The sequence below is a fragment of the Comamonas antarctica genome (assembly GCF_013363755.1).
Taxonomy (GTDB): Bacteria; Pseudomonadota; Gammaproteobacteria; order Burkholderiales; family Burkholderiaceae_C; genus Comamonas; species Comamonas antarctica.
In genome coordinates, this window is record NZ_CP054840.1 from 2,378,516 (window position 1) to 2,393,277 (window position 14,762).

17 protein-coding genes and 1 riboswitch are annotated in these 14,762 nt (G+C 65.9%); of the genes, 9 read left to right on the forward strand and 8 right to left on the reverse strand.

Annotation, left to right across the window (positions count from 1 at the left end):
- Positions 1–83: 83 nt before the first annotated feature.
- A complete protein-coding gene (locus HUK68_RS11070) occupies positions 84–743 on the forward strand; it encodes a glutathione S-transferase (RefSeq protein WP_175504197.1) in 660 nt (219 codons plus the stop codon).
- Positions 744–795: 52 nt separating this feature from the next.
- Here HUK68_RS11070 and HUK68_RS11075 read toward each other — a convergent pair whose 3' ends face one another.
- The 8 genes from HUK68_RS11075 to HUK68_RS11110 all read right to left on the reverse strand — a co-directional run bounded on the left by HUK68_RS11075 (position 796) and on the right by HUK68_RS11110 (position 5,898).
- Entirely contained in the window at positions 796–1,932 is a 1,137-nt protein-coding gene (locus HUK68_RS11075; protein WP_175504198.1) for an ankyrin repeat domain-containing protein, read from the reverse strand.
- 103 nt (positions 1,933–2,035) lie between these two features.
- A complete protein-coding gene (locus HUK68_RS23490; RefSeq protein ID WP_175504199.1) occupies positions 2,036–2,131 on the reverse strand; it encodes a hypothetical protein in 96 nt (31 codons plus the stop codon).
- Positions 2,132–2,147: 16 nt separating this feature from the next.
- Positions 2,148–2,417 carry a hypothetical protein gene (locus HUK68_RS23495; protein WP_175504200.1) on the reverse strand — a complete coding sequence of 90 codons (270 nt, stop codon included), beginning with the start codon at positions 2,415–2,417 and terminating at the stop codon, positions 2,148–2,150.
- A 194-nt stretch (positions 2,418–2,611) separates the two neighbouring features.
- Positions 2,612–3,169: a pseudouridine synthase gene (locus HUK68_RS11090; RefSeq protein ID WP_175504201.1), complete on the reverse strand. Its 558-nt coding sequence runs from the start codon at positions 3,167–3,169 to the stop codon at positions 2,612–2,614.
- Positions 3,170–3,240: 71 nt separating this feature from the next.
- Complete coding sequence (locus HUK68_RS11095) at positions 3,241–4,179, reverse strand: CysB family HTH-type transcriptional regulator (RefSeq protein ID WP_175504202.1); 939 nt, start codon at positions 4,177–4,179, stop codon at positions 3,241–3,243.
- Between the two features lie 56 nt (positions 4,180–4,235).
- A complete protein-coding gene (locus tag HUK68_RS11100) occupies positions 4,236–4,649 on the reverse strand; it encodes a VOC family protein (RefSeq protein ID WP_175504203.1) in 414 nt (137 codons plus the stop codon).
- Entirely contained in the window at positions 4,646–4,831 is a 186-nt protein-coding gene (locus HUK68_RS11105; protein WP_175504204.1) for a hypothetical protein, read from the reverse strand. Before HUK68_RS11105 ends, HUK68_RS11100 begins: the two co-directional genes overlap by 4 nt.
- A 44-nt stretch (positions 4,832–4,875) precedes the next feature.
- Positions 4,876–5,898 (reverse strand): sulfate ABC transporter substrate-binding protein, encoded by a 1,023-nt coding sequence (locus tag HUK68_RS11110; RefSeq protein WP_175504205.1) that lies wholly within the window; start codon positions 5,896–5,898, stop codon positions 4,876–4,878.
- 139 nt (positions 5,899–6,037) lie between these two features.
- Here HUK68_RS11110 and HUK68_RS11115 point away from each other — a divergent pair, with 139 nt between their 5' ends.
- The 8 genes from HUK68_RS11115 to HUK68_RS11150 all read left to right on the forward strand — a co-directional run bounded on the left by HUK68_RS11115 (position 6,038) and on the right by HUK68_RS11150 (position 14,733).
- On the forward strand, positions 6,038–6,313 hold the full coding sequence (locus HUK68_RS11115; RefSeq protein ID WP_175504206.1) for an oxidative damage protection protein: 276 nt from the start codon (positions 6,038–6,040) through the stop codon (positions 6,311–6,313).
- A gap of 40 nt (positions 6,314–6,353) precedes the next feature.
- Positions 6,354–6,442, forward strand: a riboswitch (glycine riboswitch).
- Between the two features lie 221 nt (positions 6,443–6,663).
- A complete protein-coding gene (locus tag HUK68_RS11120; RefSeq protein ID WP_175505815.1) occupies positions 6,664–7,275 on the forward strand; it encodes a trimeric intracellular cation channel family protein in 612 nt (203 codons plus the stop codon).
- A gap of 6 nt (positions 7,276–7,281) precedes the next feature.
- A complete protein-coding gene (gene mnmC / locus HUK68_RS11125; protein ID WP_175504207.1) occupies positions 7,282–9,201 on the forward strand; it encodes a bifunctional tRNA (5-methylaminomethyl-2-thiouridine)(34)-methyltransferase MnmC2/FAD-dependent 5-carboxymethylaminomethyl-2-thiouridine(34) oxidoreductase MnmC1 in 1,920 nt (639 codons plus the stop codon).
- A 251-nt stretch (positions 9,202–9,452) separates the two neighbouring features.
- Positions 9,453–11,243 (forward strand): nitrite/sulfite reductase, encoded by a 1,791-nt coding sequence (locus HUK68_RS11130; RefSeq protein ID WP_175504208.1) that lies wholly within the window; start codon positions 9,453–9,455, stop codon positions 11,241–11,243.
- A 29-nt stretch (positions 11,244–11,272) separates the two neighbouring features.
- Positions 11,273–11,656 (forward strand): DUF934 domain-containing protein, encoded by a 384-nt coding sequence (locus HUK68_RS11135; protein WP_175504209.1) that lies wholly within the window; start codon positions 11,273–11,275, stop codon positions 11,654–11,656.
- On the forward strand, positions 11,653–12,429 hold the full coding sequence (locus tag HUK68_RS11140) for a phosphoadenylyl-sulfate reductase (RefSeq protein WP_175504210.1): 777 nt from the start codon (positions 11,653–11,655) through the stop codon (positions 12,427–12,429). Before HUK68_RS11135 ends, HUK68_RS11140 begins: the two co-directional genes overlap by 4 nt.
- Before the next feature lie 37 nt (positions 12,430–12,466).
- The gene (cysD, locus tag HUK68_RS11145; protein ID WP_175504211.1) at positions 12,467–13,399 is read left to right on the forward strand and encodes a sulfate adenylyltransferase subunit CysD; all 933 of its coding nucleotides are present in this window, start codon (positions 12,467–12,469) and stop codon (positions 13,397–13,399) included.
- A complete protein-coding gene (locus tag HUK68_RS11150; protein WP_175504212.1) occupies positions 13,399–14,733 on the forward strand; it encodes a sulfate adenylyltransferase subunit 1 in 1,335 nt (444 codons plus the stop codon). The genes cysD and HUK68_RS11150 overlap by 1 nt, the downstream gene beginning before the upstream one ends.
- The last annotated feature ends 29 nt before the right edge of the window (positions 14,734–14,762 follow it).

Consider the following 14,762-nt stretch of genomic DNA (forward strand, 5'->3'; position numbering starts at 1 on the left):
CTATAGCCAGGCCGAACCGCTCCCACCCCTGCACAGCGCTATCATCGCCGCTTCATCCATCCACGCTCACCGCTGCCGTTTTCATGCCCCTGCCCGTTCTCTATTCCTTCCGCCGCTGCCCCTACGCCATCCGTGCCCGCCTGGCGCTGGCGCATGCGGGCATTGCCTGCGAGCTGCGTGAGGTCAATCTGCGCGCCAAGCCCGAAGCGCTGCTGCTGGCCTCGCCCAAAGGCACGGTACCGGTGCTGGTGACCACGGACGGAGTGATCGAGCAAAGCCTGGAAATCATGCTCTGGGCGCTGCGCCAGAATGACCCCGACGGCTGGCTTGCGCCCACCGAGGGCAGCGAAGCCGACATGCTGGCATTGGTCAACGAGCTCGATACACGCTTCAAGCCCGCGCTCGACCGCTGCAAATACCCTGAGCGCTACAGCGCCGCCGAAGTCAACGACGCCCAGGCCGAGGCTCTGACCTGGCTGGCCGGACTGGACCAGCAACTGGCCGATACCGGCTACCTTTTCGGCTTGCACCCCAGCCTCGCCGACATGGCGCTGCGCCCCTTCGTGCGCCAGTACGCGCGCATCGACGAAGCCCAGTGGGCCGAGCAGCCCTGGCCCGCGCTGCAGGCCTGGCTGCAGCGCTGGATCGACTCCGCACTGTTTGCCGAAGTCATGGAAACCTACCCCGGCTGGCGCGAGGGCGAGACCGGTCCGACCTTCATGGCCCAGGTGTCGGGCGAATAAGGAGCACCCGTCTGGCCGCCGTTCGGGAAAAAGGGTGCCCATCCTCCGCGCTTCAGTCCGGCCGGCCGCGTCCACCGCCCGAAGCGATATCGATGGGACCATTCGGGTTCGAAGCAGCGGTGCCACCGCCCGGGTCCGGCGTCATGGCGTTCGGCAATTGCACCAGTTGATTGTCAGGATGACTCACGTCAGCGTAATGATCGAAGAGACGCCGCCGAGGCGTAAAAGTCGATAGTTCATCTTCAGACTCTTCTTCAGATAGAGACATGTAGATCGGCTTGTTCATCCAATATTCGCTGTAATATGAATCTTGATATGCAGATTGATACTCATCATTCAAATTATCGGGTACCGCAGCCGGAACATATGGATTCGCCAGCGCTATTGCTGGATTTGCGTTTCTGTCCTGACAATTGAAACCAAGGTCTTCGACTGAAACTTGAGGCCCCGGATTTCTGAACCGCAGCACTTCGTCAGGAATTACGCATTCCTCGGAAGAATCGATGAAGTTCTCCGGATTTTTCTCTATTGCCAGCCACAGCGTCAGGCACATTGGAATGTTGTTTTTGACCGCAATTCCAATTGCTTCCCACACCTGGCTTCTCGACAATGGAAATTTTTCCCTTAGTAAAAACTCCACAGTTTTTAGATCTTGATTCTTTACGGCAAACGTAAGTGCGGAGTCACCCTGGTCGTTCAATAGATTGATGTTTGCGCCTGCATCATGCAACTTGAGCGACATTTTTTCTCTGCGAGCGCTCAATGAAATCATCAAGGCAGTCACACCTGAGTGCGAGACGCAATTGACATGCGCATCGCTGGGATCTGCATTGAGCAAGGCGTCGACAATTGCATTGCCGCATCCGATCCGAATAGCACTGTTGGCCGCAATCATCAGTGCAGTAAAACCTTCTCCGGTACTTTGGGCTTTGACATCGGCCCCGCTGTCTATCAGGAATTGCACACCTCTCAAATTATCGATATCTGCAAGTATCATCAGTGGCGTATATCCGCGAGAGTCTTTTACATTGACATTGGCACCGCATCGCATGGCCGCACGCAAATCTCCAAGAATCCCGGCTCGAGCCGCTGAAATAAGATTTCTATCCCGTATGCTCAAAGGCTGATCGATATCCCTCGAAAAGGCGCCCAAAGTTGATTCGTCCGTTTTTGCTGGATTGATCTTCATGGAAAGCTCCGGATCAGGATTTGTGCAGGAGTCAAAGCCCATCGAAGCCTTTTTCAACTCTGCTGATTATGGTGACAATGGCCAACGTGCGATACACCAGGGTTCACCAAACAAAGCCGATGTCTGGATTCCCTTCAAGCAGTATGTCGACGATCTCGTCATCGCGGTTGCGTTTCAGGTCGGAGTTTACCGCCAGCATCAGTGCGGTATACCCGTCAACGGCACTGACCGCTTCGAGATCCGCCCGTGACTTTCAGTGTCTTTACCGAATAACTATCGCCATTCAGCACCGCAATCATCAACGGTGTATATCCGCTTGCATGCTTTACATTGACGTTGGCTCTGGCGGCAAGCGCCTCGCGCATCTTGTCGTGCAACCTCTCCCTTACAGCGAAAACAAGCAATTGATCCCATTTCTTCTGACTGGAAGGCCCCAAGCTCATTGCTGGCGACACCCCCTGCACTGCTCCTGCGACTGGTGGCATTTGGATCTCCAATGGTCTGGCAATTGACAGAGTTAGCCTTGCACACGCGCATCGACGCCTCTTGGCATCGCATTCAAATGTGTGGCCATTGGTGACACACGCTGCCAAAGAGTTATTCAGGGTTAACCCTAGTCGCAGATGCAAGTAGATCCACCGCCCCGCGCAAGGCGCTGCGCCATTGCCCGGCGCGCGAGCTAGAAGGCTATGTCGCCGCGTTCGATTTCCCGCCATTCCCCGGGCTCCATGCCCTGCAGGCGCAGATTCGCCATGCCTTGGCGCACCAGCCTCAGCGTCGGGTGGCCAATGGCCGCGGTCATCTTGCGCAGCTGGCGGTTCTTGCCCTCGATCAGTTGCACTTCGAGCCACACATCCTGCACCGACTTGCGCAGCCGCACCGGTGGCTCGCGCGGCGGCACGTCAGGCTGCGGGTCGAGCAAGCGCACCGCGCAGGGCTTGGTCTGGTAATCCTCGATGCGCAGGCCCGCGCGCATGCGCTGCAAGGATTCCTCGGTCGGCACGCGTTCGACCAGCGCCCAGTAGGTCTTGGGTTTTTCGTTGCGCGGATTGAGCAGGCGCTCGATCAGCGGGCCGTCGTCGGTGAGCAGCAGCAGGCCTTCGGAATCCTTGTCGAGCCGGCCTGCGGGGTATACGCCCTTGGGCAAGCCAAACTCGGCCAGCGAGCGCGCGCCATCCTCGGGCGTGAACTGGGACAGCACGCCATACGGCTTGTGGAACAGGAAATAGCGGGGCATGGGCAGCGCGGGCAAAAGCGCGATTGTCCCCGATATGTGCTCACCGGCGCCCATCGGGGCGCATCCGGCACCTATTCAGTGCTGCGCGTGACCTCCAGCGCCTGCGCCACGACGTCGCGCGTCAACGTGGGCGCAAAGCTCTCGATGAAATGAAACGCATAGCCGCGCAGCCAGGCGCCGCGGCGCAGGCCCAGCCGCGTGAGGTTGACTTCGAACAGATGGCCTGCATCCAGCAGCCGCAGATGGCGGTCGCGTTCGGCATCGACGGCAATCGAGGCCACGATGCCCACGCCCATGCCCAGCTCGACATAGGTCTTGATCACGTCCGCATCCATGGCCGACAGCACCACGTCGGGCGCCAGGCCCTCGCGCGCAAACGCTTCGTCGATGTGCGCGCGGCCCGTGAAGCCCTGCTCATAGGTGATGATCGGGTGCTGCACCAGTTGCTCCAGCGTCAGCGGCCCGTCGATCTCCAGCAGCGCATGGCCCGGCGGCACCACGATGCTGTGGGTCCAGCGGTAGCAAGGCAGCGTGACCAGCTCGTCATGGCTGCTCAGCGCCTCGGTGGCCACGCCGATGTCGGCTTCGCCACTCAGCAGCATTTGCGCCACCTGCTGGGGCGAGCCCTGGTGCAGATGAAGCACGACCTGGGGAAAGCGGCTGCGGAAGTCGCGCACCACGTGCGGCAGCGCATAGCGCGCCTGCGAGTGCGTGGCTGCGATCGACAGCCGGCCCTGGTCGCTGGTGCTGAAATCCAGGCCGGCGCGGCGCAGGTTGTCGGCCTCGAACAGCAGCTTCTCGACAATGGGCATCAGGCTTTCTCCCGGCGGTGTCAGCCCCGTCAGGCGCTTGCCGGCGCGCACGAAGATCTGCACGCCCAGTTCTTCTTCCAGTTCGCGGATCTGGCGGCTCACGCCGGGCTGCGAGGTATAGAGCGCCTGCGCGACCTCGGTGAGGTTGAAGCCTCGGCGCACGGTTTCACGCACCGAACGCAATTGCTGGAAATTCATGCCACTGACCTATTCTTCGCGCGTGGTTCCCACGCGTCTGGTGAAACGGACCCGGCTCACGCCAGCGCCAGCTCCTGGCGCGCGGGCTGCAGCGCGGCCTCGGCTTCGAGGAACTCGAGCTGGTTGCCGGCCGGGTCCTTGAGATAGAAGCGCGCGAACCCCGCCAGGCCCTGGGTTTCGACCAGCGCCAGCTCGGCGGCGCGCAGGCGTGCGCGCAGCGACGACAGATCCTGCACCTCGAACGCCAGGTGCGACACCGCGGGCAGCGGCTGCCACTGCGCGACGCCGACCAGATCGATGCGCTGGCCGCCGGCGGCAAAGCGCAGCGTGGCCTCGCGCCTGGCCGCCCCTTCGGCGGGCTCGTCAGGCAGTTCCGTCAAACCCAGCAGGTCACGGTAGAAATGCCGCATCGCCGGCGCATTGCCCGCGCGAAACGCCAACTGCAGGTGATGGACGCCGCGGATGCTCATGCCGCGCTCCCGGCTGCCGCGCAGCTGGTGCGCGCCAGGCTGCGCAGCGGGATGCGGCGCACGCGCTTGCGCGGGCGCGCGGGTGCGATCAGGTTCCAGCTGGCCGCCGTGACGGCGATCAGCTGCAATGTCGGCGTCAACGGCGCGGCAACGCGGGCCACAGGCTGCAGGCAGGTTTTCATGGTGCTCTCCTTGCGGCGCCGAAAACGGTCGGTGCCGGTTGCGCTTACTTGCGGGTGTAGATCTGGTCGAAGCTGCCGCCGTCGGCAAAGTGGTCCTTGTCGGCCTTGGTCCAGCCGCCAAACGCCTGGTCGATGGTCACCAGTGTCAGCTTGGGGAAGGTGCTGGCGAACTGCGCCTTGGCCTTTTCCGAGGTCGGGCGGTAGAAATTGCGCCCTGCAATCGCCTGGGCTTCCTCGGAATACAGGTACTTCAGGTATTCCTCGGCGACGGCGCGCGTGCCGCGCTTGTCGACCACCTTGTCGACCACGGCCACCGAAGGCTCGGCCAGGATGGAGATCGAGGGCACGACGATGTCGAACTTGTCGCGGCCGAATTCCTTGAGCGCCAGGAAGGCTTCGTTTTCCCAGGCCAGCAGCACGTCGCCCACGCCACGCTGCACGAAGGTCATGGTCGCGCCGCGCGCACCGGTATCGAGCACCGGCACGTTCTGGAATAGCTTGCCGATGTACTCCTTGGCCTTGGCGTCGCCGCCGTACTTGCGCTTGGCGAACTCCCAGGCCGCGAGGTAGTTCCAGCGCGCCCCGCCCGAGGTCTTGGGGTTGGGCGTGATCACCTGCACACCCGGCTTGATCAGGTCATCCCAGTCCTTGATGCCCTTGGGATTGCCCTTCTTCACGAGGAACACGATGGTCGAGCTGTAGGGGGCGGAATTGTGCGGCAGGCGCTTTTGCCAGTCGGCATTGACCTGGCCGCCATTCTTGACGATGGCGTCGATGTCGCCGGCCAGCGCCAGCGTTGCCACATCGGCATCGATGCCATCGATGATCGAGCGCGCCTGCTTGCCCGAGCCGCCATGCGACTGCTTGATCGACACCGTCTGCCCGGTCTTGGCCTGCCAGTGCTTGGCAAAGGCCTGGTTGTATTCGACGTACAGCTCGCGCGTCGGGTCGTAGGACACGTTGAGCAGTGTCAAGGATTGGGCCATGGCCGGACCCGCCGTGAGTCCAAGGCTGGCGGTCAACGCGAGCAGGGCAGGAAACTTGATAAAGTGACGGCGAATTGTCATTTGGGCCTCGAAAAGGTTTGCGGTAGGTGCTTTTGCGCTGCTGACTGCATTCTGAAACCGGCCCATCAATACTTAAACCAATAAGATTTCAGTTCGTTATACCCAAAACATCTGAAGTCAGCACAAGGAAGTTTTCCCCATGGCACGTACCGTTCATTGCATCAAGCTCAACAAGGAAGCCGAAGGCCTGGATTTCCCGCCCTACCCGGGTGAACTGGGCAAGCGCATCTGGGAGAGCGTGAGCAAGGAGGCCTGGGCCGGCTGGCTCAAGCACCAGACCATGCTGGTCAACGAGAACCGCCTGAACCTGGCCGACGCGCGCGCGCGCCAGTACCTCGCACGCCAGATGGAAAACCATTTCTTCGGCGGCGGCGCCGATGCCGCGGTCGGCTACGTGCCGCCCACCGAGGGCTGAGCCACTGCATTGACGGCTCCATGAGAGGACGGGATAATTCCGCCTTTCTGCGGGAGAGCAAGGCACCACGCCTTCGCCGAAGGCGCAAACTCCCATAATCGCTCAGGCCCCCCGAACCGCAGGAATCGTTCGCCAACTGGAGAGCAACCGGGGTGCATGCACTGCGCCGCCGGTTCACCGAAGGGGCAAGTGCCAGGAAGCAGCCTGCTTTCCCGGTACGCAAACTCTCAGGTACAAAGGACAGCGGGAGAGGCGCACCGGCGCCGCCACGCGGCGGGCTGGTTTCCACCAAGAGTTTTCGCGTGCCCTCCACCCTCATCTCCACGCCGCCCGCCGGCCCCATCGACACCATGCTGGTGATCTACCTCGTGGCGATCACCGCCGAAGCCATGTCCGGCGCGCTGGCCGCAGGCCGGCGCAACATGGACATCTTCGGCGTCGCGGTGATTGCCTTCGTCACCGCTCTGGGGGGCGGCACCATCCGCGACATGGTGCTGGGCCATTTCCCGGTCGGATGGACCCAGCATCCCGAATACGTGTATCTGGTGATCTCCGCGGGCCTGCTCACGACGCTCGTGGCGCGGCACATGCTGCGCCTCAAGCAGCTGTTCCTGCTGCTCGACGCCATGGGACTGATCGCGTTCTCGCTAATCGGCTGCAATGTCGCGCTCGAGCTCAACTACCCGCTGGTCGTGGTCATCATCTCGGGCATGCTGACCGGCATCAGCGGCGGCATCCTGCGCGACGTGCTGTGCAACCAGGTGCCGGTGGTGTTCCGGCGCGAACTGTATGCCAGCGTGTCGCTCGCGGTCTGCGCGCTGTTCCTGCTGCTGCAGCATTTCAATGTCGCCACCGGCATCAGCACCGCGGTGTGCTTTGCCGGCGGCCTGGCGCTGCGCCTGCTGGCCATCCGCTGCAAATGGCGCCTGCCGACCTTCTCCTACCAGCAGCGCTGGGAATGACCGCCCATGTCCGAAACGATTGACTGGATGCCCGACGGCACGCCTTACAGCCCGCGCTTCGCTGACCGTTACCACAGCGAAAACGGCGGCCTCGACCAGGCGCGCCAGGTCTTTCTCGCCGGCTGCGGCCTGCCCGGGGCCTGGGCCGGTCAAACGCAATGGCGCATCCTGGAAACCGGCTTCGGCTTCGGCCTCAATTTCCTCGTCACCTGGGCCGCCTGGAAGGCCGATCCGGCGCGGCCGCGGCGCCTGCATTTCATCTCCACCGAAGCCTTCCCGGTCACGGCGCACGACCTGCGCCGCGCGTTGCCGCAGTCGCCCGAACTGCGGGCGCTGGCGACGCAATTGGCCGAGCAGTTCCACGGCCTGCTGCCGGGAGTGCACCGGCTGGCGTTCGAGCAGGGCCAGGTGCAGCTGACGCTCTACATCGGCGATGCCCAGGCCCAGCTGCGCCAGCAGATGCCGACCGCCGACTCGGTCTATCTCGATGGCTTCAGCCCCGCGCGCAATCCCGGCATCTGGGACCCGCACACGCTCAAGGCGGTCGCACGCTGCTGCCGCCGCGGCACGCGCCTGGCAACCTGGACCATCGCGCGCGCCGTGCGCGATGCGCTGGCCGAGAACGGCTTCGAGGTGACGAAGATGCCTGGCGTGCCGCCCAAGCGCGACAACCTGCAGGCACGGTTCAACCCACGCTGGGAGCCGCGCCGGCGCGCCGACCCGTGGAGCGATGCGCCCGCCCTGCCCGCGCCCGAAGCGCGCGACTGCATCGTGGTGGGCGGTGGGCTGGCGGGCGCGGCCGTGGCTTTTCAGCTGGCGCAGCGGGGCTGGCGCGTCACCGTGCTGGACCAGGCCGAGGCGCCCGCGGCCGGCGCCTCGGGCCTGCCCGCGGGCCTGTTTGCGCCGCATGTCTCGCCCGACGACAGCGTGCTGTCGCGGCTGTCGCGCAGCGGCGTGCGCACGACCATGCAATTGGCCCACACCCTGCTGGCAGCCGGCCGCGACTGGCAGCACTGCGGCGTGCTGGAGCACCGCGTGGAGAGCACCGACGGCCTGATCGGCCTGCCGCGCGACTGGCGGCTCGAAGGCCCTGGTGCGGATGCACAGCCACATCCCGGCCAGGACTGGAGCCGCCCCGCAGATGCCGAACAGCGCGCGCAGGCGGGGCTGGATGCGGCCGCGCCCGCCTGCTGGCATCGGCAAGCCGGCTGGATACGCCCGGCGCAGCTGGTGCGCGCCCTGCTGGACCACCCGGGCATTGCCTGGCGAGGCCACTGCCATGTGGCAAGTCTGCGCCACGCAGATGGCAGCTGGCAGGCACTCGACGCGCAGGGCCTGGTGCTGGGAGAGGCGCCGCTGCTGGTGGTTGCCACGGGATATGGCAGCGACCGCCTGCTGCCCGCGCATTGGCCCTTGCAGCGCATGCGCGGCCAGGTGTCCTGGGGCACCCAGGCCGGCTTGCCAGCCGATGCCCTGCCGCCGTTCCCGGTCAATGGCAAGGGCAGCCTGGTGCCGCATATTCCGCTCGCGTCGGGCGGACCCGGCTGGTTCATGGGCTCCACGTTCGAGCGCGGACACGACGCGCTGCCGCCATCGGCCGAAGACCAGAGCGCGGCGCATGCGGCCAACGCCCAGCGCCTGCAAGCCCTGCTGCCGGAGAAATCGGCAGCGCTGGCGCCCGCTTTCCAGGCCACGCCCCGTCTCTGGGCCGGCGTGCGCCTGGCGACGCACGACCGCCTGCCGCTGGTCGGCCCGGTCGACCCCTTGCGCCAGCCCGGCCTCTGGACCTGCACCGCGATGGGAGCGCGCGGCATCACGCTGGCGCAGCTGTGCGCCGAACTGCTGGCGGCAAGGCTGCACGGCGAGCCGCTGCCGCTGGACGCACGGCTGGCGCAGGCCCTGTCCACCGCCCGCCTGGGCGGCTGATCGCAGCCTGCCAGCCACGCCGCTGCAATCGGCGCCAGCCCGCACCAGCATTGGCGCATAAGCTTATTCGCATAAAGGAAGCACAAAACAATAGTTTGCCCCGCACCCATACGCGCCTACATTCCCAGCATGCAAACATGGAGCGCCCACCCACAACCGCCGCACCACGGCGCGGCGCGCCCATGCCGCCGCCCCGCATCCGCACTCGCCCGCTAGAGACGAGGCCTCACCGGTTTTCGCACTGAACCGCCATGTACCAATACACCCCCTTTGACCAGGAATTCGTGAAGCTGCGCGCCGAACAGTTCCGCGACCAACTCGAACGCTGGCAAGCCGGCACGCTGCCCGAGGACGACTTCCGCCCGCTGCGGCTGCAAAACGGCTGGTATGTGCAACGCTACGCGCCCATGCTGCGCGTGGCCGTGCCCTATGGCGAGATCGCCAGCGCGCAGATCCGCGCACTGGCGCGCGTGGCACGCGAGTACGACGAGCCCGAAGCCGAGGTGTTCAAGGCCGCCATGGAAGGCCAGGGCCTGCTGGGCACCACCTTCCTGCCCAAGAACTGCGCGCATTTCACCACGCGCACCAACGTGCAGTTCAACTGGATTCCGCTGGCCAAGGCCGCCGATGTGATGGACCTGCTGGCCAGCGTGAACCTGCACGGCATCCAGACCAGCGGCAACTGCATCCGCAACACCACCACCGATGCGCTGGCCGGCATTGCCGTCGACGAGATCGTCGATCCGCGTCCCTATGCCGAAATCCTGCGCCAGTGGACCACGCTGCACCCCGAGTTCGCGTTCCTGCCGCGCAAGTTCAAGATCGCCATCAGCGGCGCTGCCGAGGACCGCGCGGCCACCGGCTGGCATGACGTGGGCCTGCACCTGGTGAAGAACGAGGCCGGCGAAGTCGGCTTCAAGGTGTTCGTCGGCGGCGGCATGGGCCGCACGCCCGTGGTTGGCACGCTGATCCGCGAGTTCCTGCCCTGGAACCAGATCATGAACTACATCGAGGCCATCGTGCGCGTCTACAACGAGCACGGCCGGCGCGACAACAAGTACAAGGCGCGCATCAAGATCCTGGTCAAATCCGAAGGCCAGCAGTACATCGATGACGTCGAGGAGGAGTACCGCCAGATCGTCGAAATCGACGGCGGCCCGCATACCGTGCCCCAGGCCGAACTCGACCGCGTCAAGGCCTGCTTTGCCGACCCGCAGCTGCCCGCGCTGGCGCCGCTTTCCGAAGCCGAGATCGAGCAGTCGCTGCTGAGCCATGCCGCCGCGCAGCCCGCCTTCGCGCGCTGGCTGTCGCGCAACGTGCATCCGCACCGCAACCCGCAGCTGCGCGCCGTGACACTGTCGTTCAAACGCCCCGGCCAGGCGCCCGGCGATGCCAGCGCCGACCAGCTCGATGCGCTGGCCGCGTTGATGGACCGCTACTCGGCCGGCGAAGCGCGCGTGACGCACGACCAGAACGTGCTGCTGCCGTGGGTGCCCGTCAGCGAGCTGTTTGCCCTGTGGCAGGAAGCGCGCGCCCTGGGCCTGGCCAGCGCCAACGTGCAGCTGCTCACCGACATGATCGCCTGCCCCGGCGGCGACTTCTGCGCGCTGGCCAATGCGCGCTCGCTGCCGATCGCCGAAGCCATCACGCAGCGCTACCAGGATCTCGACGAGCTCGACGACATCGGCCCCATCGACCTGCACATCAGCGGCTGCATCAACAGCTGCGGCCACCACCACAGCGGCCACATCGGCATCCTGGGCGTCGACAAGGACGGCAAGGAGTGGTACCAGGTGACGCTGGGCGGCTCGGACGGCTCGTCGCTGTCGGGCGCGTCGGTCGCCGGCAAGGTCATCGGCCCCTCGTTCTCGGCGGCCGAAGTGCCCGACGTGATCGAGGCCGTGCTGGCCACCTACCGCGACCAGCGCGTGAGCGGCGAACGCTTCCAGGACACGGTGCGCCGCCTGGGCCTCGATCTGTTCAAGGAAGCCGGCAAAGCCGCGCGCCACCCCGCTCCCGCCGAAGCCGAGGCTACGGCCTGAACCCCGCACCACGCATTGCGCTTGAGACGATGAAAATCCTGACCTCCCACGAACACCAGGCCCCGGCAGAGGGCGATACGCGCCACGTGGCGCTGGCCAACGACGCCGATGCCCTGCAGCTGCCGCTCGAAGGCGTCGAGCGCATCGACCTGCACTTTCCGCAGTTCACCGACGGCCGCGCGTTCAGCCAGGCCTATCTGCTGCGCCGCCGCCGCGGTTTCACCGGCGACCTGCGCGCCACCGGCGATGTGCTGATCGACCAGCTCGTGCAGATGCACCGCACCGGCTTCAGCAGCGCCGTGCTGCGCCCCGATGTCGATGCCTCGGCGGCGCAGCGCCAGTTCGAGCGCTTCTCGCGCTACTACCAGGCCGACGCGGTGCAGACCGCGCCGATCTTCGCGGCCCAGCCATGACTGCCAGCGCCATCAGTTCCCTGTCGGCGCCCGCGGGCGGCGCGCGCCAGGCGATCAAGGCCAACGCCCGACCGAGCAGCGGCTTCGATGCCAAGCTCGAGGCGACGCGCGCGCTGCTGGTACAGGCCGCGGCGCATCCCGGCGCCGGTGGCGTGACGCAGGCCTCGAGCCTGGGCGCGGAAGACGTGGTCATCACCCATCTGATCAATGCGCTGGCGCTCGACATTCCGGTGTTCGTGCTGGAAACCGGCGCGCTGCACCGCGAGACGCTGGCCCTGCTCGAGCGCACCGAAGCCACGTCGCGCGCGCCGGTACGGGTCTACCACCCGCAGCACGAACAGGTCATTGAATTCGTGCGCCGCGAAGGCCAGGACGCGATGTACCGCAGCCTGGAACTGCGCAAGCAGTGCTGCGGCATCCGCAAGATGGAGCCGCTGGCGCGCGCGCTGGCCGGCAGGAGCGGCTGGATCACGGGCCTGCGCCGCGAACAGTCCAATGCGCGCGCCGATGTGCCCGCCGTCGACACCAGCGAAGTCGCGTCGAAGGGGCTGACCAAGTTCAATCCGCTGGCCGACTGGACCTGGGGCGACGTGTGGCACTACATCGCGCACCACGATGTCGACTACAACCCGCTGCACGACCAGTTCTTTCCCTCGGTCGGCTGCGCGCCCTGCACCCGTGCCATCAGCCTGGGCGAGGACTTCCGCGCCGGCCGCTGGTGGTGGGAAGACGAGGCCGCCAAGGAATGCGGCCTGCACGTCAAGGCGGCCTGAGCCCGCCTTCTCCCGATATTGCTTTCCAAGGTTTTGCATGAACGCACCCATCGCCCCCCATGTGCTGAGCCAGCTCAGCAACCAGCACCTCGATGCACTGGAAGAGGAAACCATCTTCATCCTGCGTGAAGTTGCCGCCAGCTTCGAGCGCCCGGCGCTGCTGTTTTCCGGCGGCAAGGATTCGCTGGTGATGCTGCGCTGCGCCGAGAAGGCGTTTGGCGCGGGCCGCCTGCCCTATCCGCTGCTGATGATCGACACGGGCCACAACTTCCCCGAAGTCACCGACTTCCGCGACCTGCGCGCCAAGGAACTCGGCGCCGAGCTGATCGTGCGCAGCGTCGAGGACTCGATGGCGCGCGGCACGGTGCGCCTGGCGCATCCCGGCGAGTCGCGCAACGTGCACCAGTCGGTGACGCTGCTCGAGGCCATCGAGGAATTCCGCTTCGATGCGCTGATCGGCGGCGCGCGCCGCGACGAGGAAAAGGCGCGCGCCAAGGAGCGCATCTTCTCGCACCGCGACAGCTTCGGCCAGTGGCAACCCAAGGCCCAGCGTCCCGAGCTGTGGACGCTGTTCAACACGCGCATCGCGCCGGGCGAGCACTTCCGCGTGTTCCCCATCAGCAACTGGACCGAACTCGACGTCTGGCAATACATCGAGCGCGAGCAGATCGCGCTGCCCTCGATCTACTACACGCACCCGCGCGAAGTCGTCGAGCGCCGCGGCCTGCTGGTGCCCGTGACCCCGCTGACCCCGCCGCGCGAGGGCGAGGAAGTCGTGGTGCGCGACGTGCGCTTTCGCACCGTGGGCGACATCACCTGCACCTGCCCCGTCGAGAGCACGGCCGCCAGCGCCGCCGACATCGTGATTGAAACCCTGGCCGCCGACGTCAGCGAACGCGGCGCCACGCGCATGGACGACAAGACCAGCGACGCGTCCATGGAAAAGCGCAAGAAGGAAGGTTACTTCTGATGACCAGCACCGCATACAGCTCCCCCGCCGCCGATACCGCATCGGCACTGCGCTTCATCACCTGCGGCAGCGTCGACGACGGCAAGAGCACGCTGATCGGCCGCCTGCTGGTCGACAGCAAGTCGGTGCTGCAAGACCAGCTCGCCGGCGTGCAGCGCAGCGGCGAAACCGATCTCGCGCTGCTGACCGACGGCCTGTCGGCCGAGCGTGAGCAAGGCATCACCATCGACGTCGCCTACCGCTATTTCGCGACGCCGGCGCGCAAGTTCATCATTGGCGACGCACCCGGCCACGAGCAGTACACGCGCAACATGGTCACGGCCGCGAGCAGCGCCGACGCCGCCGTGGTGCTGGTCGATGCAACCAAGCTCGACTGGCGCTCGGCCGACCTGGCCCTGCTGCCGCAGACGCGCCGCCACAGCCTGCTGGTGCATCTGCTGCGCGTGCCTTCGCTGGTGTTCGCCGTCAACAAGCTCGATGCCGTCGAGGATCCCGCCCTCGCGTTTGTCCATATCAAGGCCGCGCTCGAGCGCTTTGCCAAGGATGCCGGCATCCGCGTTGCCGCCACGGTGCCGGTCTCGGCGCTCAAGGGCTGGAACGTGGTCACGCCGCATGAAGGCTGGTGCGGCTATGAAGGCCCGAGCCTGCTGCAATGGCTCGAGGGCCTGCCCGGCACGCCGGCCGATACCGCGCTGCCCGCGGCACTGCCGGTGCAGTGGGTCGAGAAGTTCTCCTCGTCGTCCGACACCTCGCAGGGCCGCCGCGTGTTCTGGGGCCGGCTCGGCGCCGGCGAACTGCAGGTCGGCCAGAGCGTGCAGATCTTTCCCAGCGGCCAGAGCGCGCTCGTGGCCCAGGTGCTTGACCATGCGCGCCGTCCGGGCAAGGTGAGCGCCGGCCACAGCGCCGGCGTGGTGCTGGACCGCGAGGTCGACGTCTCGCGCGGCGACTGGATCCTGGCCGCGCCCGAAACCCCGGCCGCCGCCGCAGCCGACGATTTCGATCCCCCCGAAGCCGTCCCGGTGGGCAGGCGCGACGTTACCGCGACGGTCGCCTGGATGGACGACGAACCCCTGGTGCCGGGTCGCGTCTACCTCGCGCTGCACGGCCACCGCTGGGTCAAGGCCAAGGTGCGCCGCGTGGTGCACCACCTCGACATCCATACGCTGGCCGAAGAGCCCGCCGCCAACCTGCAGGCCAACGCCATCGGCGTGGTCGAGCTGGCCTTGCAGGAACCGCTGCCGCTGCGCGCCTTCACCGAAGCGCGCATCCAGGGCGCGCTGATCCTGGTCGATACGGCCAGCCACAAGACGGCTGCCGCGGCGCTCGCACACTGAAACCAGGGCGCAGCGCCGGGGCGGATACC

Bases quoted from the DNA above. Each gene is read 5' to 3' on its own strand.
- HUK68_RS11120 (WP_175505815.1), top strand. From the start codon at position 6,664: ATGCTGGTGATCTACCTCGTGGCGATCACCGCCGAAGCCATGTCCGGC.
- HUK68_RS11130 (WP_175504208.1), top strand. From the start codon at position 9,453: ATGTACCAATACACCCCCTTTGACCAGGAATTCGTGAAGCTGCGCGCC.
- HUK68_RS11140 (WP_175504210.1), top strand. From the start codon at position 11,653: ATGACTGCCAGCGCCATCAGTTCCCTGTCGGCGCCCGCGGGCGGCGCG.
- HUK68_RS11150 (WP_175504212.1), top strand. From the start codon at position 13,399: ATGACCAGCACCGCATACAGCTCCCCCGCCGCCGATACCGCATCGGCA.
- HUK68_RS23495 (WP_175504200.1), bottom strand. From the start codon at position 2,417: ATGCCACCAGTCGCAGGAGCAGTGCAGGGGGTGTCGCCAGCAATGAGC.
- HUK68_RS23490 (WP_175504199.1), bottom strand. From the start codon at position 2,131: ATGCTGGCGGTAAACTCCGACCTGAAACGCAACCGCGATGACGAGATC.
- HUK68_RS11075 (WP_175504198.1), bottom strand. From the start codon at position 1,932: ATGAAGATCAATCCAGCAAAAACGGACGAATCAACTTTGGGCGCCTTT.
- HUK68_RS11115 (WP_175504206.1), top strand. From the start codon at position 6,038: ATGGCACGTACCGTTCATTGCATCAAGCTCAACAAGGAAGCCGAAGGC.
- mnmC (WP_175504207.1), top strand. From the start codon at position 7,282: ATGTCCGAAACGATTGACTGGATGCCCGACGGCACGCCTTACAGCCCG.
- HUK68_RS11090 (WP_175504201.1), bottom strand. From the start codon at position 3,169: ATGCCCCGCTATTTCCTGTTCCACAAGCCGTATGGCGTGCTGTCCCAG.
- HUK68_RS11095 (WP_175504202.1), bottom strand. From the start codon at position 4,179: ATGAATTTCCAGCAATTGCGTTCGGTGCGTGAAACCGTGCGCCGAGGC.
- HUK68_RS11105 (WP_175504204.1), bottom strand. From the start codon at position 4,831: ATGAAAACCTGCCTGCAGCCTGTGGCCCGCGTTGCCGCGCCGTTGACG.
- cysD (WP_175504211.1), top strand. From the start codon at position 12,467: ATGAACGCACCCATCGCCCCCCATGTGCTGAGCCAGCTCAGCAACCAG.
- HUK68_RS11070 (WP_175504197.1), top strand. From the start codon at position 84: ATGCCCCTGCCCGTTCTCTATTCCTTCCGCCGCTGCCCCTACGCCATC.
- HUK68_RS11100 (WP_175504203.1), bottom strand. From the start codon at position 4,649: ATGAGCATCCGCGGCGTCCATCACCTGCAGTTGGCGTTTCGCGCGGGC.
- HUK68_RS11110 (WP_175504205.1), bottom strand. From the start codon at position 5,898: ATGACAATTCGCCGTCACTTTATCAAGTTTCCTGCCCTGCTCGCGTTG.
- HUK68_RS11135 (WP_175504209.1), top strand. From the start codon at position 11,273: ATGAAAATCCTGACCTCCCACGAACACCAGGCCCCGGCAGAGGGCGAT.